Annotated in this window: 19 protein-coding genes and 2 tRNA genes; 12 read left to right on the top strand and 9 right to left on the bottom strand. The window is 56.5% G+C overall.

The window, feature by feature from the left end:
- Positions 1–153 precede the first annotated feature (153 nt).
- From GYM47_RS07800 to GYM47_RS07785, 4 genes are all read left to right on the top strand, one after another.
- Entirely contained in the window at positions 154–1197 is a 1044-nt protein-coding gene (locus tag GYM47_RS07800) for a methionine ABC transporter ATP-binding protein (RefSeq protein ID WP_153843886.1), read from the top strand.
- Positions 1178–1831, top strand: a complete 654-nt coding sequence (locus GYM47_RS07795) for a methionine ABC transporter permease (RefSeq protein WP_153843887.1) — start codon at positions 1178–1180, stop codon at positions 1829–1831. Before GYM47_RS07800 ends, GYM47_RS07795 begins: the two co-directional genes overlap by 20 nt.
- 113 nt (positions 1832–1944) lie before the next feature.
- Positions 1945–2739 (top strand): MetQ/NlpA family ABC transporter substrate-binding protein, encoded by a 795-nt coding sequence (locus GYM47_RS07790; RefSeq protein WP_139528058.1) that lies wholly within the window; start codon positions 1945–1947, stop codon positions 2737–2739.
- A 74-nt stretch (positions 2740–2813) separates the two neighbouring features.
- Positions 2814–3284: a GAF domain-containing protein gene (locus GYM47_RS07785; protein WP_153843888.1), complete on the top strand. Its 471-nt coding sequence runs from the start codon at positions 2814–2816 to the stop codon at positions 3282–3284.
- A gap of 75 nt (positions 3285–3359) precedes the next feature.
- Here GYM47_RS07785 and GYM47_RS07780 read toward each other — a convergent pair.
- Positions 3360–3436, bottom strand: a tRNA-Val gene (locus GYM47_RS07780).
- Between the two features lie 24 nt (positions 3437–3460).
- Positions 3461–3537, bottom strand: a tRNA-Val gene (locus GYM47_RS07775).
- 179 nt (positions 3538–3716) lie between these two features.
- Here GYM47_RS07775 and GYM47_RS07770 point away from each other — a divergent pair.
- On the top strand, positions 3717–4787 hold the full coding sequence (locus GYM47_RS07770; RefSeq protein WP_139528060.1) for an endonuclease/exonuclease/phosphatase family protein: 1071 nt from the start codon (positions 3717–3719) through the stop codon (positions 4785–4787).
- A gap of 28 nt (positions 4788–4815) precedes the next feature.
- Here the strand turns inward: GYM47_RS07770 and GYM47_RS07765 are convergent, their stop codons facing one another.
- On the bottom strand, positions 4816–6192 hold the full coding sequence (locus GYM47_RS07765; RefSeq protein WP_153843889.1) for a class II fumarate hydratase: 1377 nt from the start codon (positions 6190–6192) through the stop codon (positions 4816–4818).
- A gap of 324 nt (positions 6193–6516) precedes the next feature.
- Here GYM47_RS07765 and GYM47_RS07760 point away from each other — a divergent pair, with 324 nt between their 5' ends.
- Positions 6517–6891, top strand: a complete 375-nt coding sequence (locus tag GYM47_RS07760) for a phasin family protein (protein WP_153843917.1) — start codon at positions 6517–6519, stop codon at positions 6889–6891.
- A 65-nt stretch (positions 6892–6956) separates the two neighbouring features.
- Here GYM47_RS07760 and hda read toward each other — a convergent pair whose 3' ends face one another.
- Positions 6957–7661, bottom strand: coding sequence for a DnaA regulatory inactivator Hda (hda, locus tag GYM47_RS07755; RefSeq protein WP_139528062.1), 705 nt, complete (start codon positions 7659–7661; stop codon positions 6957–6959).
- Complete coding sequence (locus GYM47_RS07750; protein ID WP_139528063.1) at positions 7658–8770, bottom strand: AI-2E family transporter; 1113 nt, start codon at positions 8768–8770, stop codon at positions 7658–7660. Before GYM47_RS07750 ends, hda begins: the two co-directional genes overlap by 4 nt.
- 199 nt (positions 8771–8969) lie before the next feature.
- On the opposite strand from GYM47_RS07750, the gene purM reads away from it, so the two are divergent.
- Both purM and purN read left to right on the top strand, forming a co-directional pair.
- Positions 8970–10049: a phosphoribosylformylglycinamidine cyclo-ligase gene (gene purM, locus GYM47_RS07745; RefSeq protein WP_139528064.1), complete on the top strand. Its 1080-nt coding sequence runs from the start codon at positions 8970–8972 to the stop codon at positions 10047–10049.
- Complete coding sequence (gene purN / locus GYM47_RS07740; protein WP_139528065.1) at positions 10046–10789, top strand: phosphoribosylglycinamide formyltransferase; 744 nt, start codon at positions 10046–10048, stop codon at positions 10787–10789. Before purM ends, purN begins: the two co-directional genes overlap by 4 nt.
- A 77-nt stretch (positions 10790–10866) precedes the next feature.
- On the opposite strand, the gene dcd is transcribed toward purN, so the two are convergent.
- From dcd to cobA, 4 genes are all read right to left on the bottom strand, one after another.
- Positions 10867–11433, bottom strand: a complete 567-nt coding sequence (gene dcd, locus GYM47_RS07735; protein WP_153843890.1) for a dCTP deaminase — start codon at positions 11431–11433, stop codon at positions 10867–10869.
- Positions 11434–11444: 11 nt separating this feature from the next.
- Positions 11445–12245, bottom strand: a complete 801-nt coding sequence (gene apbC, locus GYM47_RS07730; RefSeq protein WP_139528067.1) for an iron-sulfur cluster carrier protein ApbC — start codon at positions 12243–12245, stop codon at positions 11445–11447.
- A 145-nt stretch (positions 12246–12390) separates the two neighbouring features.
- A complete protein-coding gene (locus tag GYM47_RS07725) occupies positions 12391–13527 on the bottom strand; it encodes a coiled-coil domain-containing protein (RefSeq protein ID WP_153843891.1) in 1137 nt (378 codons plus the stop codon).
- A 148-nt stretch (positions 13528–13675) separates the two neighbouring features.
- Positions 13676–14494, bottom strand: a complete 819-nt coding sequence (cobA, locus tag GYM47_RS07720; RefSeq protein ID WP_231125660.1) for a uroporphyrinogen-III C-methyltransferase — start codon at positions 14492–14494, stop codon at positions 13676–13678.
- A gap of 283 nt (positions 14495–14777) precedes the next feature.
- Between cobA and GYM47_RS07715 the strand changes: the two genes are divergently transcribed.
- The 4 genes from GYM47_RS07715 to GYM47_RS07700 all read left to right on the top strand — a co-directional run bounded on the left by GYM47_RS07715 (position 14778) and on the right by GYM47_RS07700 (position 18969).
- Positions 14778–15689: a GGDEF domain-containing protein gene (locus GYM47_RS07715; protein ID WP_153843893.1), complete on the top strand. Its 912-nt coding sequence runs from the start codon at positions 14778–14780 to the stop codon at positions 15687–15689.
- Positions 15690–15717: 28 nt separating this feature from the next.
- Complete coding sequence (locus GYM47_RS07710) at positions 15718–16056, top strand: 4a-hydroxytetrahydrobiopterin dehydratase (protein WP_153843894.1); 339 nt, start codon at positions 15718–15720, stop codon at positions 16054–16056.
- Positions 16057–17247 carry an amino acid aminotransferase gene (locus GYM47_RS07705; protein WP_153843895.1) on the top strand — a complete coding sequence of 397 codons (1191 nt, stop codon included), beginning with the start codon at positions 16057–16059 and terminating at the stop codon, positions 17245–17247.
- Positions 17248–17484: 237 nt separating this feature from the next.
- Positions 17485–18969, top strand: coding sequence for a SulP family inorganic anion transporter (locus GYM47_RS07700; protein WP_153843896.1), 1485 nt, complete (start codon positions 17485–17487; stop codon positions 18967–18969).
- Position 18970 lies beyond the last annotated feature (1 nt).

Raw genomic sequence — 18970 nt, 5'->3', positions numbered from 1 at the left:
TGCGGGCGTCCACCTGGCCTTTGGCGGGGTGAAGTGCAGCTAAAAGGGTGTGTCCAGCGTTGATGGCCACCCGCAAGGGTGGCCTTTTTTTGTTCCCCGCCCTACGCTTGCCCCCTCGCACTCCGTCTTCGGCCTACCATTAAGGCAGACGCTATGATTGAACTTAGCAACGTTAGTAAAACTTATGGCAGCGGCGATGGTGCCGTGCATGCCCTTCAAAACGTCGATTTAACGATCCCCAAAGGCACGATTCACGGTGTCATTGGCCTTTCCGGCGCTGGCAAATCCACCCTCATCCGCTGCGTCAATCTACTCGAGCGCCCCACGAGCGGCAGCGTGGTCGTGGATGGGCAAGAGATGACCGGGCTGAGCCGCAGCGAACTGAATCATGCTCGTCATCGTATCGGCATGATTTTTCAACACTTCAACCTACTCACCACACGCACCGTTTTTGATAATGTCGCCCTCCCCTTGGAACTGATGGGTGAAAAGCGCAGCGCGATCAAAAACCGCGTTCTTCCGCTGCTCGAGATGGTAGGCCTTGCCGATAAAGCGAAGCAGTACCCCGCCCAGCTCTCCGGCGGCCAGAAACAGCGTGTTGCCATTGCCCGCGCCCTTGCCAGCAAACCGCATGTGCTGCTGTGCGATGAAGCGACCTCGGCGCTGGACCCACAGACCACTAGCTCGATTCTCGAGCTGCTGCGCGACATCAATCACCAACTGGGCATCACCATCCTGCTCATTACCCACGAAATGGAAGTGGTGAAATCGATCTGCCACCGGGTCAGCCTGATCTCTGATGGCAAGCTGGTAGAGGACGCGGAAGTGGGCGACTTCTTTACCGCGCCTGCAACGCAGCTTGGTCGCGACTTTTTGAACGACTTCTTACAACTCAGCCCCCCGAAAGAGCTACTGGAGCGCCTGGAAGAGCGCCCTAATGAACACACGCACCCGGTGGTGCGGCTAACGTTCTCGGGTGACGCCGTTTCAACACCGCTCATTTCTCGTCTGGCGCGGGAGTGCAGCGTGGACGTCAGCATCCTGCAGGCCAAAGTCGAGTCCATACAAGACCGCACGCTGGGCCTAATGATTGCCGAGCTACTGGGCAGCCATGAGCAAACCCAACAAGCCATGTCCTATTTAGAAGCGCATCAACTACAGGTGGAGGTACTTGGTCATGTCCAGCGCAATGTTTGATCTCATTTTACAGGCCACGCTGGATACCCTTTACATGGTGGCCGTATCGGGTGTGATTGCCACCCTATTGGGCCTGCCGCTGGGCGTCATGCTTTACGTGACCCGCCCGCGGCAAATCATGGCGATGCCCATTCTCAACCAGGCACTGGGCATCATCACCAACATCGGGCGTTCGATTCCGTTCATCATTTTGATGGTCGCCATCATTCCCTTCACTCGCATGTTGGTGGGCACTTCCATCGGCATCAATGCCGCGTCGGTACCGCTGACGATTGCCGCTATTCCCTTCGTGGCCCGCCTTATCGAGGGCGCGCTGAATGAGATCTCTCCGGGACTGATCGAGTCTGCGCAAGCCATGGGGGCAACACCTTGGCAAATCATTACCAAGGTACTGATTCCCGAAGCGCGCGGCGGCATCATCACGGGCCTCACCATCACGCTGGTCACCTTAGTGAGTTACTCGGCCATGGCGGGCGCCGTGGGCGGCGGCGGACTAGGCGACCTAGGCATTCGCTACGGCTACAACCGCTTCAACCCCACGATCATGCTGATCACCGTGGTGATCCTAGTCGTACTGGTACAAGGGTTTCAAAGCCTGGGCGACTACTTGGTGCGCAAAAGCGACCGTAAATAGTCATAGCCAGCCTCTTTCATTGGCATAGCTAAATATAACAAAAACGCATTAGACTTGCGTTTCTTATTCCCGCATCATTGCAACACGATGCACAACGACACTGGAGTAATGCCATGCAAAAAGTCATTATCGGCAGCCTGACCGCACTGGCTCTGGCCATCAACGTGGCCAATGCGGAAACCCGTACCATCAAAATGGGCACCGTCGCCGGCCCCGAAACCGAAGTCATGGAAGTGGCCGCGCGCATTGCCAAAGAAGAGTACGACCTGAACGTCGAAATCATCGAGTTCACCGACTACGTCACACCGAACGCGGCGCTGGCCGATGGCAGCCTGGATGCCAACGCCTACCAGCACGAGCCCTACATGCAGGCGATGGTCAATGACCGTGGCTACGATTTTGCCATTGCTGGTTACACCTTCGTGTACCCCATCGGCGCGTATTCTGAAAAGTACGACAGCATCGATGAGCTGCCGGACGGTGCCCAAATCGCGCTACCCAACGACCCTTCCAACGAAGGGCGTGCGCTCATTTTGATGCATAACGAAGGTTTGATCACGCTCAACGATCCGACCTTCCTGGAAGCCACGCCGATCGATATCGCAGAAAATCCGCGCGGCTTCCGCTTCCGTGAAATCGAAGCAGCGCAGTTGCCCCGTGTCCTGCCGGATGTCGACATGGCTTTCATCAACAACACCTTCGCCCAGCCGGCTGGCCTGAGCCTGGACGATGCGCTGATCAAGGAAGGCCCTGAGTCTCCCTACGTCAACCTGATTGCGGTTCGCGGTGGCGATGAAGATCGCGAAGAAATTCGCCAGTTGGTCGACGCCTATCAGCGTGAGGAAGTGATCGAGAAAGCCGACGAGCTGTTCAAAGGTGCGGCGGTACCAGGCTGGACTGACGAGTAACTCTCACCCGTTCATGATTCATTATCAGGCCAGCCGAAAGGCTGGCCTGATGCGTTTTTCATCAAGGAAATGGTATGTCGACCACCGATTACACCCTACTCAACCGTCAGCTAGAAGCTTTGTTAGACACTCGCGACTGGCTGACCAACAGCGCCCAAACCTGCGCTTTCATTCAGCAAGCGCTAGAGACGCTAAACTGGGTTGGCTTTTATCTGCAGCGCGAACCGCAACTGCTGTGCCTCGGGCCGTTTCAGGGCAAACCCGCCTGCCACCCCATTCCATTTAGCAAAGGTGTTTGTGGAGCAGCGGCCCGTGAACAGGCAACGCAACGTGTCGATGACGTACACGCGGTGGCCGACCACATCGCCTGCGACGCCGATTCACGTTCCGAGCTGGTCGTTCCTATCGTGAGCGATGGTGTCGTATGGGGTGTACTGGATATCGACAGCCCGCAGCACGCGCGCTTTAGCCAAGAAGATCAGGCGGGCATCGAGGCGCTGGTGGCGACTTTCGTACGGCAAACAGACCTTCCTCGCTTCATATGATGCAAGACGCCAAACGATAAAACAGGCGCACACAAAAAAGCCCCGCTCGATGAGCAGGGCTTTTTTGTGACTGTCTGGTAGGACCAGGCGGATTTGAACCGCCGACCTCCACGATGTCAACGTGGCGCTCTAACCAACTGAGCTATGGTCCTAGAAAAAAAGTGCACGGATAGATTTGGTAGGACCAGGCGGATTTGAACCGCCGACCTCCACGATGTCAACGTGGCGCTCTAACCAACTGAGCTATGGTCCTGCTGTGCAACGGATGCGTATTCTACGGCTTCATGGCTGAATTGCAAGTCATTTTTGCGCCTTTGCCTACTTTAGTGCCTTACCCTACCCGCTCCCGCAAATTACATCGACACTTATCAAACCTACCGGCTAAGCTGCACATAGATCAATCATGATCGCTTACGGATAAGGAGATAGGTTTTGTTAGGGCCTTTGCTAGGATGCATCGCCGGTTTACTACTATTATCCACCCTCATCGCGCGAATAAGGCTACGTTGGTGGTGGGTGCGAAGTTTCGAGTTTCCACGACTACAAATCGCGGTGCTCGCTGGGCTCTGCGCCGCCGTTGGCGCACTCCTCTTGCCCCCCAGCCGATGGCAGACTGCCACGATAGGGTTGTCGCTACTCACCTGCATGCTCCAACTGCGCTACATCTTTCCCTGGACACGACTTTGGCCCGTACAGGTTCAATCGACCCGCAAGGCGCCGGATGAGCAGAAAATCACGTTACTGATCGCTAACGTGCTCACACCAAACCGTCAAGCGGATAAGCTGATCAGCATGATAGAGCAGCACCAGCCCGATATGGTGTTGACGCTGGAATCCGACCAGTGGTGGCAGCGTCAGTTGGATACTGCTCTCTCAAAAGCCTGGCCAAACAGCGTAAAAATTCCCCTCGACAACCTTTACGGCATGCACTTGTACTCTCGACTGACGCTCAGCGAGACGGAAGTAAAATGGTTGATTCAGGATGACATCCCCTCTATCCATACCTATGTCACCCTAGCGAGCGGCGATCAGATCCGTTTCTATGCGCTGCATCCACGCCCTCCCGCCCCCAGCGAGAGTGAAAAATCGCTTTGGCGAGACGCCGAGCTACTCTTGGTAGGCAAGGAAATTCACCAGAACCCATCGCCTACGCTCGTTGCGGGCGATCTCAACGACGTCGCTTGGTCACGCACGACACGTCGGTTTTGCCGGATCAGTGGCATGCTCGACCCGCGCCGCGGGCGAGGAATGTTTAGCACGTTTCATGCAAACTATCCGTTTCTGCGCTGGCCACTAGATCACGTATTCGTCAGTGAGCACTTCACGCTAGACAGTATGCAGCGCTTGGACGCCTTCGGATCCGACCACTTCCCGATCCTCGCGACGCTCTGTTATCGCCCCTCACGGCAAGATGAGCATGACAATCCAGAAGCGAGTCAAGAGGAGCGCCAAGAAGCCAGCGAGACCATTCAAAAGGGCAAAACGGAACGCCAAAAGACGTAGCCGCCTTGCCCTGCGTCAAGGCGCTTCGCTACTCTGGCACCCCGCCCTTCGTCAGTACCGTAGGATCGAGCAGCCGCTCCAACGTAGCTCGATCCAACTCCGTCTCTTCTTCCGCCACATCGATGATGGGCCTCCCCGCTTGGTAAGCCTTTTTGGCAATCGCAGCGGCCGCGTTGTAGCCAATCACACTGTTGAGCGCGGTGACGAGGATGGGGTTACGCGCCAGCGGGCCTTGGAGATTGTCTTCACGGACTGTGAAGGTGGCGATGGCGCGCTCACCCAGCAAGGTGGCGGTACTGCTCATCAATGTAATCGAGGTCAACAGGTTCGAGGCCACGAGTGGCAACATGACGTTGAGCTGAAAATTGCCGCTTTGTCCGGCCACCGTAATAGCAGCATCCAATCCAATCACTTGAGCGGCCGCTTGCGCCGCCGACTCAGGGATGACGGGATTGACCTTGCCGGGCATGATCGAACTTCCCGGCTGCAATGCTTCCAATTCGATTTCACCCAGCCCCGCTAGCGGCCCAGAGTTCATCCAGCGCAGATCGTTGGCGATCTTCATTACGACGCATGCCAACCCCTTCAACTGACCGGAAAGCTCTACCGCGGCATCTTGCGATGCCAAGCTGGCAAAGAAACTATCGTTAGGTACAAATGAGAGACCTGTTTGCTGGCTTAGGTCTTTGGCCATCAAGTCAGCAAATCCCTCCGGCGCATTGATCCCCGTGCCCACAGCGGTGCCACCCTGGGCAAGGCGGCATAGTCGCGTCATGGCACTATCGAACCGCTCGATGGCTTGACCCACCTGGCTAGACCACGCGCCTAGCTCTTGATCCATGCGAAGCGGCATGGCGTCCATCAAGTGGGTACGGCCGGTTTTGACGATATGACTCAACTCATTGGCACGGCGGTCGATCGTTGCCTTGAGTTCGGTTAACGCAGGGCGCAGTGACTCGTTCACCGCGATAGCCGCTGACAGGTGGATCGCCGTGGGAATGACATCGTTACTGGATTGCCCCATATTGACGTGATCGTTAGGTGTGACGTCAACGCCCTCTCGGCTGGCCAGCGTCGCTAACACCTCGTTCACATTCATATTGGTCGACGTACCCGACCCCGTTTGGAAAACGTCGATAGGAAAATGCTCATCATGCTGGCCATCGATCACCGCTTGTGCGGCTTTTTCGATCGCCTGGGCACGCTCGGCATCCAATAACCCTAACTGATGATTACTGCGCGCCGCTGCCAGCTTAATACGAGCAACCGCATGAACGAAGGCCTCCGGCATCGGCGTGCCCGACACGGGAAAATTATTGATAGCACGCTGCGTTTGTGCCCCATAAAGCGCCGTGCCTGGAACCTTCAACTCGCCCATACTATCCCGCTCGATACGTGTTTCCATGTTGCACTCCTTGTGAGTCATCGGCGACACGGACTATCCACACCGCCATGTGATAACGATTCTCTGTAGCTTTTAGACTAGTGTTCGAGCCCCTCTTGGTAAACCCACTGTTCGTTCAACCGTTTGCCCATATCAGCGCGGCACGCGCGGTCAAAAATTCATTGCGCCTCTGATGTTGCACTGCACAAAAACACTTGCTATGCTGCAATGCAAGATAACCCATCAGTGACGGTGCGCGATCTAACCCGCCGACGCTGATCAATGAATCGTCCTGGGCTCAGCTTAGCAGCCCCAGACGCTCGTAATGGCATAGGAGAGTTAATGATGCGTACGTTAAATACCAACGAAATGACCCAGCAGTTCGACAACCTGTTCATGGCACCGGCACGTGCCTACATGAATCTGAGCATCGACTACTCTGAAAAGCTGATAAACGCTCAGCTAGACGCTAACAAAGCGTATGTCGACACCGGCGTCGCGCAGATGCGTCAGCTGCTGAGTGTCAAAGATGTCGACGGCCTGCGTAGCTACATGGAAGGTCAGCAGAAAGTGGCTAAAGAACTGGCCGAGCGTGTCAAAGGCGATACCGACAAGGTCGTATCATTACAGCAGGATTTCTTGCAGAAGAGTCAGAAATTGACAGAAGAGAATGTGAAGCAGGCACAAGCGGCCGCGACTAAAATGAGCAAGACCGCCTAACGCATTCAGCGTTGATCATTTGATCAGTCTCGTCACGCCCCTGCCAGCCCACTGGCAGGGGCGTTTTACCAATCGAGCGCCGACTTTACGAAAGGGATCGTTAATTTCCGCTTTGCTGATAATGATGCCTGATCCAAGGTGTCCAAAGCTCGACAGAGCTCGCCCAACTCCCTCGGCCCACGGTGCATGATGTAGCGCCCTACGTCATCCGGCAACTGCATGCCACGGACCTGGGCACGTAGCTTTAGCGCCGCCAAACGGTCATTATCGTCCAACGGGTGAAGATGGAAGGTGACTCCCCAAGCCAGTCGAGACGCCAAATCCGGCAGCACTACCTCCAAATGGCGCGGCGGCTTGTTGGCCGCGATCAACAGCGCTTTGCCCGCGTCCCGCAAACGATTGAACGCGTGAAATAACGCCTCTTCCCAGCGTTTGCGCCCAATGACGTATTCCAAATCATCGATGGCTACCAGATCGAGCCGCTCGATATCCTCCAACATAAGCGGTGGAAAATGGCCTAGGTCCGCAAGTGGCAAATAGAGGGCACGCTTGTCTTGGTCGGAAGCCGCATGGCAGGCGGCTTGCAGTAAGTGACTACGGCCGCTGCCTGGGGCACCCCACACATAGAGAAACGGCTCTGAGCCAGGCGTTAGCTGATGAGCAAGGTGGTCGACCAACGACGCATTGGCGCGAGAAGCATAATAGTTATCGAACGTCGCATCGTCGCGCAGCCCCACCCCAAGCGGCAGCTGTGCCGGTAATCGGCTCATGATGACTCCCTATTGTCGTCGCCCTGCAGCGCTTCATGCTGTTTGTGCTGTTCTGGAGCGTCTAGCTGTGCGTCATAGAGTGCACTGTTTTTATAGCGATCTTTCACCTCGCGCAGCAGCACCATGATCACCGCCGCTGCGGGTAGCGCCAATAGCACGCCCGTGAGTCCGAACAAATGCCCGCCCGCGAGCACCGCAAAAATGACCGCCACCGGGTGCAAACCAATCTTATCGCCTAATAGCTTCGGTTGCAGCACGACGCTTTCGGCGACTTGACCCAAACCAAAGACAACGATGACGCCGAGCACCGCCCACCAGGTATCGAACTGAAACAGCGCCACTACCAACGCGATCGCTAGACCGACGATGAAGCCCAAAAAGGGAACGATGCTAACGAGCCCAGAAAGCGCGCCAATCAGCAACCCGAAATTCAGCCCTAACAGCGTCAATCCAGCAGCGTAAATAATGCCCAAGCACAGCATGACGAGCAGCTGGCCGCGCAAAAACGAAGCCAACACCTCATCGCAGCGGCGCGCTAAACGAAACGTATCGTCTGCCCACTGCCTAGGCACCAAATTTCCCAGGTTGTCGAGCATTCGGTCCCAATCCAGCAGCAGGTAAAACGTCACCACCGGAATGAGCGCGACATACGTCACCCAAGAGACGAACGCCATGCCCGAACGACCGATATGGCCCAATGCTTGAGCCACGTAACTACCCGCATCCCGCCAGTTGTCGATGAGAGTCTCGCGCACATTGCTAAGCTCGGTGGCAAGATCGTACCCTGTCCACTCCTGAACTTGAGGCGCCAGCACGCCCTCTACCCAACTGAGTACGCCCGGCAACGCTTCCCCTAACTGCTTGATCTGCTGAACGACGAGTGGAATGAGGACCAGCAGGCTCACCGCCAGTACGAGCATCAGCACCAAAAAAACGCTGCTCACTGCCCAGACTCGCCGCATGCCCAAACGCTGAAAGAAATCCGTCAACGGGTCAGCCAAGTAGGCCAAAATCAACCCTGCGATAAAGGGCATCAGAACGGCATCGAGAAAATACACCGTTCCCACCAGCGCAACGACCAGCGCGATCCCCCACCATGAATGCCTCATTCCCTGCTCCTTCCTGGATATACGGTCAGCGGTAGTGCTCGAATAGTAACAAAAGTTGCTCGCGACGCACCTGATAACGCGCCACATCGATGCGACTTACGTCGCTGGGTGATACAATCGCCCACCGTTATTGCTCCGGCACTGGCTATTTGCCAGCACAATCGCACTGCAGCATTGCATAGGCTTCACAGGACCTGTCATGACCGAGACTTCTTCCTCCCAGGCTACGCCCTCTCTGAGCTACAAAGACGCAGGTGTCGATATCGATGCCGGCAACGCTCTTGTCGATCGCATCAAGCACGTTGCCAAGCGCACGTCACGCCCTGAAGTGATGGGTGGTCTTGGCGGTTTTGGTGCCCTGTGCGAGCTACCTGCTGGCTATCGGCAGCCGGTGCTCGTCTCCGGCACCGACGGTGTCGGCACCAAGCTGCGCCTGGCCATGGATCTTGGCAAGCATGACACCATTGGCATCGACCTGGTAGCCATGTGTGTCAATGACCTGATCGTCGCCGGTGCCGAGCCGCTGCTATTCCTCGATTACTATGCCACAGGCAAATTGGATGTCGACATCGCTGCCGATGTCGTGACCGGTATCGGCGCTGGCTGCGAGCTGGCCGGCTGCGCACTGGTCGGCGGTGAAACGGCTGAAATGCCGGGCATGTACGAAGGCAGCGATTACGACTTGGCCGGTTTCTGCGTGGGCGTCGTGGAGAAGTCCGAGATTCTCGACGGCAGCAACGTGGCTGAAGGTGATGTGCTGCTTGGCTTGGCGTCTTCTGGTCCACACTCCAACGGCTATTCGTTGATCCGCAAAATCCTAGAAGTCAGCAATGCTTCCTTGGAGGAGAGCATCGATGGCCAGCCGCTGGGCGATGCACTGATGGCACCCACGCGTATCTACGTGAAGTCACTGCTATCGATGATGCGGGGCACCGACATCCCGGTTCATGCGCTTTCTCATATCACTGGCGGCGGCCTGCTGGAGAACATTCCCCGTGTATTGCCAGACACCCTGGCCGCACGCATCGATCTCACTAGCTGGCAGCGGCCAGAGGTATTCAACTGGCTTCAGGCCAAGGGCAACGTCAACGAGACTGAAATGCACCGTGTCCTGAACTGCGGAATTGGTATGGTCGTGGTCGTTCCCGCCGAACAAGCTGCCAACGCCAAAGCGCATCTGGAAGCACAGGGCGAGACTGTCTACACGATCGGCCAGATCGTTCAGCGCCAGAAAGAGGCGGTAGTGCTCGAGCGCGGTCAAGCAGGTTCGCAGGAATGAATAGTACGGACGACAGCAGCGACACCCTCAACGGCATGACGCCTGAGCCCATGGGCGCTCGCCGAGTGGTAGTACTGATTTCTGGCAGTGGCAGCAATCTTCAGGCACTCATCGAGGCCCAGCAGCACGACAGGTTGGGCGGTGAAATTGTCGCCGTCATTTCCAATGAACCCGATGCCTACGGGTTGAAACGCGCCCATGAAGCCGGTATCGAAGCAGTCGCGCTACCGCATCGCGAGTACGATAGTCGTGATGCTTACGATGGCGCACTGATCAAAGTGATCGAACGCCATGAGCCGGATGTCATCGTCCTTGCTGGCTTCATGCGCATTCTCACGCCACGTTTCGTACAGCGTTTTCTCGGACGGATGCTCAACATCCATCCCTCCCTACTGCCCGCGTATCAGGGTTTGAATACCCACGCGCGCGCACTGGCTGACGGCGTTTCTCATCATGGCTGTAGCGTCCACTTCGTTACCGAAGAGCTGGATGGGGGGCCGGTCGTTCTACAAGCCGAGCTACAGGTAAGCGCCGACGACACCGTCGAGACCCTTAAGGAGAAGGTGCACGCCCGGGAGCATCTGATCTTCCCCATTGCGGTGCAGTGGTTTCTTGAGGGACGCCTACAGTACGCTGCCGACGGGGCCACGATGGACGGCCACCCGCTTCCGCCGTATGGCATGCGCCTCTCCCATGCCGATGCTGCCGAAGAGCTGGACGAAGAAAGCGGCAACGCCTAAGTTTCCATTGTCAGTGCCAAAAAAGCCTTGCCACAGTGATGCGGCAAGGCTTTTTGTAGCAGGAGAAAAATGGTGTGTCAGGTACGCGGTAGTGTCACGCCACGCTGCCCCATGTACTTACCCCCCCGATCTTTATAAGAGATCTCGCACACCTCATCAGACTCCAGGAACAGCATCTGAGCGACCCCTTCATGGGCATAGATTTTTGCGGGTAGATTCGTGGTGTTGGAGAACTCCAGCGTCACGTGCCCCTCCCACTCGGGCTCCAGCGGCGTCACATTGACGATGATGCCGCAACGTGCATAGGTGGATTTACCCAGACAAATGGTCAGCACATTGCGCGGAATGCGAAAGTACTCAACCGTCCGCGCTAGGGCGAACGAGTTCGGCGGGATGATGCAAACGTCGCCCTTCACGTCGACAAAGCTTTTGTCATCGAACGCTTTGGGGTCGACGATGGCCGAATGGATATTGGTAAACACCTTGAACTCATCGGCACAGCGCACGTCGTAACCGTAGCTGGAGGTACCATAGGAGATCACCCGCTGGTCGTTCACATAGCGCACCTGCTCTGCCTCGAACGGCTCGATCATGGCATCGCTTTGCGCCATTCGGCGAATCCATTTGTCTGATTTAATGCTCATCGGTTACTTCATCACTCGCTAAAAGAAATCGTAGGGCCGTCGCTTTGGCTAGCGCTGACGGACTGCGCCACTTGGCTGGCAATCTCGGCAAAGATGCGACTCACAGCGCCATCGGGCTCGGACACCACGCTGGGCCGCCCGGAATCTGCCAATTCGCGAATCGATAGCGTCAGCGGCAAACGGCCCAACACGGTCGTGTCGTATTCGTCAGCGATACGGTCACCGCCTCCAGTGCCGAAAATCGCCGCTTCATGGCCACACTTCTCGCAGTGGTAGAGGCTCATATTCTCCACCACGCCCAGCACCGGCACGTTGACTTTGCGGAACATCTCGATGCCTTTACGGGCATCCAGCAGCGCGATGTCCTGAGGCGTCGTGACGATGACGGCGCCGGATACCGGCACTTTCTGCGCCAATGTCAGTTGGATGTCTCCCGTGCCGGGCGGCATATCGATCAACAGGAAATCCAGGTTATCCCACTGGGTTTGGGTGAGCATTTGCTGAAACGCCCCCACCACCATCGGCCCGCGCCATACCATCGCGTCGCGGGTGTTGACCATGAACGCCATCGACATCGCTTGTATGCCGTGAGCCTCCAAGGGCAGAAACTTATTGTCTGCCGCCGCCTGGGGACGTACCCCCTCTTCCACGCCCAACATTTGCGCTTGGCTAGGGCCATAAATATCGGCATCCAATACGCCAACGCGGTAGCCCTGGGCAGATAGCGCCAGCGCTAAGTTGACCGTTACGGTGGACTTACCAACGCCACCTTTGCCGGATGCCACTGCCACAATATGCTTTACACCATCCATCAATGGCACTCCCAAGGGTTGTTGATTGTGAACATGGCGTGAATGATACTCCTCAGCGCCCTATTTCTAAACCAACAAACAGAAGCGGATGCGGGGAACCCCCGCATCCGCTTGCGTCAGAGGAATGATTTTTTGGTTTAACGACTTAGCTTCCGCTCTGCTGGCTCTCTGCTTCATCCGCCTGAGCGTTTTCTCCTTCTGCCCCACTAGCGCTATCTTCCCCATCTTGCTGAGCTTGCTGCTCGCCCGTGAGGTTTGGCACGTCCCCCGAGGCTGGGTCATCGACATGGAGGCGCTCATCGAGTGTCGACAGCTCGTCTCGCCACTCGCTGAGCTGCGTTTCCAGACGCGCGAGCTGCTCTTGACGGGCTTCGATATCGTTTTCGACCTTCGCGACTTCATCGCGGCCGATGTCCAGGGCCACCATGAGGTCATCCATTTCGGTGCGCACCTGTTCGAGGCTTTGCTGCTCTTCTTCACGCAGTTGGGTAAGTGAATCCACCTCAGACTGCAGCGAATCCCGCTCGCGCATCACGCTATCGCGCTCTTCTTGGAGGGATTGCAGCTCGCTCTCCTGGGTGGCTATTTCCTCTTCGAGCGTAGCCAAACGGTCGTTGGCATCGCTTACCTGACTGTCGAGTTCACTAAGTTCGCTCTCCGCGGCACTCAAGTCCTCCACGGCTTGTTGGCGCTGCTCTTCTGCTTGCTGACGGGCAGACTCTGCCTGCTGACGCGCCTCTTCCGCACTTTGTCGCGCTTCTTCTACCTGCTGCAGAGAAGACTGTGCTTCGTCACGCTCACTAACGACTTGATCACGCTCTTCACGTAAGCTCTGCAGCTCGCTCTCGGCGCTAGCAAGCTGCTCCTCCAGTGCCGAGACTTCCTGTTGTAGCGTCTCGCGCTGGCTCTCTAACTCTTGCAAACGGGTCTCGACACCGCTGACATCTTCTTGAGCCGACTCAAGACTAGCCGCTGCGTCTGCCTGCTGCTGCTCCAACGACGCCATTTCATCGCGCATAGCGGTCAAGTCAGCTTCCGCCTGTTCGACTTCCGATAGGCGCTGGCTTAGCTCCGTATTTTCTTGCTCGACACTCGCCAGTTGACCTTCCAAGGTCTCGACGCGCTCTTGATGGGTGCCTGAATTGGATTGCGCCATGATGGCCCAAATCACGGCAATGGCAGCAATCCCAGCGATACCCTTCACACGGTTATCCTGGAAAAGCGTTTTCATATCCGGCTTGTGAGCAGGCGTGTTCGAATCGGAGTGATTGGCTTCTGACATGCTGCGTCCCTCTTTTCGCTTGGCTGCTTATATCAGCAGCGTTAGTGACAGGTAGCAAGATGGTGATCAGGTCGTGGCTTTATGAATCTATTCGTTACTAGCATACACAGCGCAGGTCATAACGCCACCCGACGAAGCGCTCAATCGTCTATCCCCTCGTCAAACGGCGATGCTTCCCCTGGGAAAACCCAGCCGATACACCATGGTGGCGCTCAAACCACGAAAGCGTCTGATGAAGAGAGACGACGCTACCAATGATCAGCAACGCCGGCGGTTGGATCTCCCCACGCTGAAAGCTATCTGGCAAAGACGTCAATGTTCCCACATGGGTTCGCTGCTGCTGGGTCGTGCCTTGTTCGATCAACGCCAGCGGCGTGGTAGGGGGCAGGCCGTGAGCCGTCAGGGCGTTGCAAATGGAAGCTAAGTTGCTTAATCCCATGTAAAACACCAGCGTCTGGCCCGGCTGCGCCAGCGTCGCCCAATCCAGCGAAAACTCTCCTTCCTGTAAATGCCCCGTCACGAAGCGGACAGACTGCGCGTGATCACGGTGGGTCAGCGGAATACCTGCATACGCAGCGCAGCCGGACGCCGCCGTGATACCTGGAACCACTTCCACAGGGATACCCGCTGCCACCAGTGTTTCAAGCTCCTCGCCCCCACGCCCAAAAATGAACGGATCCCCCCCTTTTAGGCGAATCACCTGCTTGCCCTGTCGAGCCCAAGTCACCAACGATTGGTTGATTTCCCCATGCGGTACGCTGTGGGAGGAGCGAGCCTTACCCACGTAATAACGCTCCGCTTCGGCGGGTAACAGCGCCAAAATTTCATCGCTTACCAAACGGTCATACAGCACTACCTGGGCGCTCAGTAGCCGCTTGTAGGCTTTCAACGTCAATAAATCTGGGTCGCCGGGCCCTGCGCCAATCAGACTGACGCGCCCAATCTGCCGTTGCGCGGACTCAAGCACGTCAGCCTCGGGAAGAGCCCCATTTGATCGTTGCGTATTCAAAGCCATCACCCGTGAAATTTTGAATCTAATGATATTTTAGAAAAGAATGAACAAGACCACGCTTACGCAGAACCCTTATTTTCGCGTCACATCCATACAAATGGAATATAAATATCAGTTTTAATGACCAAAAAGTATTAAAAACCGCTAAATTGTCAGCAATGGCTTACATATTGTTTACGTTTTTACCGCTAACCTTCACGGCTAACTTACAACAGGCATAAAAACCGGAGATTCACGCATGCCCGTGAATGACCTAGCCGCACCGTCTATCGACATACCCGCCAGTGCCGATAGTCTCGTATCCCGTATTCCTGGGGTCATTTTTCAGTTCTACCGCTCCCATAGCGGCCATATGAACTTTCCCTATCTTGAGGGGGGTGGGATGGCGTTAGCCTATGTCGACAAACAGCAGCTCGCCGAAGATGCCAGCCTGCTGCTGGAGCAACTCACCGGCCACGACCATCCCAAAGTGATGTCGGCCATCGAGCGCTCCGCGCGCTGGATGCTCCCGCTCAATACGCGTTTTCGGCTTCCCTTCCCTGAAGAGAAGCCACACTGGATTGCGGTAAGTGCCAACCCTGAGCCCATCGCATCAGGAGTGCGATGGAATGGGCTAATGATGGACATCACCGACCAAGTCGTCGAAGAGCAGCGGCTACGTAAGCTCTGCGATACCGACCCACTCACCAACCTGCCCAATCGGCGTAAATTGATGGGACAGCTCACCCACTTAGCTTCGATGAGCGCCCGTCACGGCACGCCGCTATCGATCATGATGATCGATATCGACCATTTCAAACAGCTCAATGACCGCTGGGGGCATCTGCAGGGCGACAACGTCCTGAAACAGTTGGCGATGATGGCCCAGTCACTACTGCGCTGCGAAGACATGCTCGCCCGGCTAGGAGGAGAAGAGTTTATGGTAGTGCTGCCGCTCACCTCGCTGCAGCAATGCCATAAGCTTGCGGACCGCTTACGCCAAACCATCGCCGATCACGATTTTGGTATCGGGCAGGGCAGCGTCACATTGAGTATTGGCGTGGCGGAGTATCACTGCGGGGAGCCTTTGGTCACTTTGATCGATCGGGCCGACCGGGCTCTTTACAGCGCCAAAGAGGTTGGTCGCGACTGCGTATGCCTTCTACCCTGAAGAGACGACTTCAACAGGAGGCATTCCCATGACATCGCTAGCACAAACACAGTGCGAACCTTGCAGCGGCAACGTCATGCCACTCTCTCATGAGGCATGCCAAGCGCATCTCAAGGCACTTCCAGAGTGGCAGATTATCGAACACGATGGCATCATGAAGCTATCGAGACAATTCACGTTTCGTAACTTTGCCGACGCGCTAGCGTTTAGCCAACGTGTTGGCGATGTCGCAGAGCAGGCGGGTCACCACCCTGTTTTGATCACCGAATGGGGCAAAACCACTGTCACTTGGTGGTCCCATGAAATAAACGGCCTGCATCTTAACGACTTCATTCTTGCCGCCAGAACCGACGAGGTAGCCGAATAAATGTTTGAGCAAATTGAGCGAGTCCCTGGAGACGCCATTCTCGGGCTGATCGAAGCTTTCAAAAAAGATACCAACCCGCAGAAAGTCGATCTGGGTGTTGGCGTATATCGCGACGCCGCTGGCAACACGCCAGTCATGCGCGCCGTCAAGGAAGCGGAAGCTCGCCTGCTCAAGAATGAATCCACCAAGACCTACATTGGCTCGCACGGCGCTCCCGCTTATGGTGAAGCCGTGCTGCCGTTGGTGCTGGGCTCGGACTCACCGGTACTCAAAGCCAACCGTGCCAGCGCTACTCAGTCGCCAGGTGGTACCGGTGCGCTGCGTCTCGCGGCCGACTTCGTCGCCAGTCAACTGCCGGGCAAAGGCATCTGGGTAAGCGATCCGACTTGGCCGAATCACCACGGCATTTTTACGTCAGCGGGGATCGAGCTGCACAAATACCCTTATGTCGACGCGGATAACCGGCTGGATTTCAACGGCATGCTAGCCGCGCTTAAGAAAATCCCTGAGGGTGATGTCGTCGTACTGCACGCCTGCTGCCACAACCCCACCGGCTTCGACCTTTCCCAGTCGCAGTGGCAAGAGGTTCTGACCGTACTGAAGGAGCGCCAGCTGCTGCCGTTGATCGACTTCGCTTACCAAGGTTTCGGGGAAGGCTTGGACGAAGACGCTTACGGCGTTCGTCTGTTGGCCGAGCATCTGGATGAGGTGATCATCACCAGTTCCTGCTCCAAAAACTTCGGTATTTACTGCGAGCGTACCGGCTGCTTGATTCTAATCGCTAAAGACGCCGAGCAAATGGAAAACGTGCGTTCCCAGGTGGCTATCGTGGCGCGTGAGAACTACTCCAACCCGCCCGCTCACGGTGGCGCGATCGTCAGCGAGATTTTGCACGATGCCGAGCTTTCCGCCCTGTGGCGTGAAGAGCTGACCGAAATGCGCGACCGAATCAACACACTGCGCCGCGACTTCGTCGAGGCTTTGAAGCCTTACGGCTTAGATGAAAAGTACGCCTGTGTGGCCGAGCAGCGCGGCATGTTCTCTTACACTGGCCTGACACCGGAACAGGTCGACCGTTTACGTGACGAGTTCGGCATTTACATGGTTCGCTCTGGTCGTGCCAACGTCGCGGGATTCTCACACGAGAATCTCCCCTACCTCGCCAAAGCGATCGCGGCAGTCAACGACTAATCCACCGCATACCCCGCAACGCCCAGGCCATCGCCTGGGCGTTTTCATTGGTCACTCACAAGAAAAGCCATTAGGTTATCAACCCCTTGCCAAGGTTGTGTACAATTGCGCCTTCGCCGCCAGAGCCTGGGGCGCCCGCGCGGCGTCCGATACAACGCAGCGCTTGACCGATCAGTCAAACTTTCGGCACACTCAGCGTAGCCTTGTATACAACACACCATAACCAAGAGGCATAACATGGCGGCTGCTGGCACTCATTACCCGTGGTACAAAAAGGAAGATACCGACGCATTCTTTGCGCTCTTTCAGAACAATATCGCTAACTTCGTCATCATCGCGATTACGATGTTGGGCATGGGGTTTCCCACGTCGATCGTGTATGGCCAGGTGCTACCCGGCGCCGCCGTCGCAGTCATGGTCGGTAACTTTTACTACGCCTGGAGCGCCGCCAGGCTCGCACGCAAAGAGAACCGTAGCGACGTCACTGCCCTCTCCTACGGCATTTCGACCCCCGTCATGTTCGTCTTCCTGTTTGGCGTTCTATTGCCTGCCAAACAGCTCACCGGCGATGCCGAACTGGCCTGGAAAGTAGCGGTTGCCGCGTGCTTCATCAGCGGCGCGATAGAAGCGGTGATTAGTATCATTGGCCGTTGGGCGCAGTACCACCTACCCCGTGCCGCCATGCTGGGGGCCGTAGCGGGCGTAGCGCTGACCTTCATCGCCGGTGAAATGCTGTTCAAAACCTTGGAGATGCCGGTCATTGGCCTGCTGGTGCTAGGGATCATCATCGTTGGCTTGGTGGCCCGCGTAAGTATGCCCTTCAAACTACCGACATCGCTGTTCGCTATCGTGGTGGGCACCGTCATGGCCTACCTGATTGGCGATGCGGGTAGCGAGCGCTTCAGCGATGCGTTTACGCATCTCGGCTTGTACCCGCTACTCCCCAACCTCGCTTGGTTCGAGGGGCTGGGCCTTCTGTTCACCGGCATGCTGGCAGTGCTGACCGTGGTACTGCCCATCACGCTCTATAACGCCATAGAGACGATGAACAATGTCGAAGCCATGGAGGCCGCTGGCGACAAGTATGACGTGCGCGAGTGCCAGGCAGTGGATGGTGCAGGTACCATCATCGGGGCACTATTTGGTGGCGTGTTCCCAACGACGGTTTATATTGCCACGGTAGGTGCGAAATGGATGGGCGCGGGTCGTGGCTACAGCCTGCTCAACGGGGCAGTTTACGCGCTGGCGACCATGTTCGGGCTCATCGCCGCGCTGGCTGCGATCATTCCCGTCTCTGTCGTTGCGCCGATTTTAGTGTTCGTCGGCATGTCGATGATCGCAACGGCGTTCCAAGCCAACGATACGCGCTACTACCCGGCCATCGCGCTGGCCATGCTGCCCTACTTTGCCAACTACGTCATGACCCGTTTCAACCGTGGGGCGGGCGAGGTGGTAAGCGACATTTCCAGTGCCATCGTCGTCATGGGCCAAGGTGCCATGTTCATGGCCATCTTCTTAGGTGCCATGACCGTCTCGGTGATCGACCATCAGTTTCGCCGAGCAGCAGCCTTTGCCGTCATTGCCGCAGGCTTCTCGTTCGTCGGTTTGATGCATGCGCCCAAGCTCGCCTTCAACGCCGCACCGGAGTTCGTCATGGGCTATTTGGCGATGGCCTTACTGTTCGTCTACTTCTCGTTCCAAGAAGCCCCTGATAAGCGCTGAT

Origin of the sequence: Vreelandella piezotolerans (assembly GCF_012427705.1) — a bacterium.
Classification (GTDB): domain Bacteria; phylum Pseudomonadota; class Gammaproteobacteria; order Pseudomonadales; family Halomonadaceae; genus Vreelandella; species Vreelandella piezotolerans.
Note: the sequence above shows the minus strand (reverse complement) of the source record. Positions and strands in the feature narration are given on the sequence as shown.

Excerpts from the sequence above, each read along its gene's own strand:
- GYM47_RS07800 (WP_153843886.1), top strand. The coding sequence starts at position 154 with ATGATTGAACTTAGCAACGTTAGTAAAACTTATGGCAGCGGCGATGGT.
- GYM47_RS07795 (WP_153843887.1), top strand. The coding sequence starts at position 1,178 with ATGTCCAGCGCAATGTTTGATCTCATTTTACAGGCCACGCTGGATACC.
- GYM47_RS07790 (WP_139528058.1), top strand. The coding sequence starts at position 1,945 with ATGCAAAAAGTCATTATCGGCAGCCTGACCGCACTGGCTCTGGCCATC.
- GYM47_RS07785 (WP_153843888.1), top strand. The coding sequence starts at position 2,814 with ATGTCGACCACCGATTACACCCTACTCAACCGTCAGCTAGAAGCTTTG.
- GYM47_RS07765 (WP_153843889.1), bottom strand. The coding sequence starts at position 6,192 with ATGGAAACACGTATCGAGCGGGATAGTATGGGCGAGTTGAAGGTTCCA.
- GYM47_RS07760 (WP_153843917.1), top strand. The coding sequence starts at position 6,517 with ATGCGTACGTTAAATACCAACGAAATGACCCAGCAGTTCGACAACCTG.
- hda (WP_139528062.1), bottom strand. The coding sequence starts at position 7,661 with ATGAGCCGATTACCGGCACAGCTGCCGCTTGGGGTGGGGCTGCGCGAC.
- GYM47_RS07750 (WP_139528063.1), bottom strand. The coding sequence starts at position 8,770 with ATGAGGCATTCATGGTGGGGGATCGCGCTGGTCGTTGCGCTGGTGGGA.
- purM (WP_139528064.1), top strand. The coding sequence starts at position 8,970 with ATGACCGAGACTTCTTCCTCCCAGGCTACGCCCTCTCTGAGCTACAAA.
- purN (WP_139528065.1), top strand. The coding sequence starts at position 10,046 with ATGAATAGTACGGACGACAGCAGCGACACCCTCAACGGCATGACGCCT.
- dcd (WP_153843890.1), bottom strand. The coding sequence starts at position 11,433 with ATGAGCATTAAATCAGACAAATGGATTCGCCGAATGGCGCAAAGCGAT.
- apbC (WP_139528067.1), bottom strand. The coding sequence starts at position 12,245 with ATGGATGGTGTAAAGCATATTGTGGCAGTGGCATCCGGCAAAGGTGGC.
- GYM47_RS07725 (WP_153843891.1), bottom strand. The coding sequence starts at position 13,527 with ATGTCAGAAGCCAATCACTCCGATTCGAACACGCCTGCTCACAAGCCG.
- GYM47_RS07715 (WP_153843893.1), top strand. The coding sequence starts at position 14,778 with ATGCCCGTGAATGACCTAGCCGCACCGTCTATCGACATACCCGCCAGT.
- GYM47_RS07710 (WP_153843894.1), top strand. The coding sequence starts at position 15,718 with ATGACATCGCTAGCACAAACACAGTGCGAACCTTGCAGCGGCAACGTC.
- GYM47_RS07705 (WP_153843895.1), top strand. The coding sequence starts at position 16,057 with ATGTTTGAGCAAATTGAGCGAGTCCCTGGAGACGCCATTCTCGGGCTG.
- GYM47_RS07700 (WP_153843896.1), top strand. The coding sequence starts at position 17,485 with ATGGCGGCTGCTGGCACTCATTACCCGTGGTACAAAAAGGAAGATACC.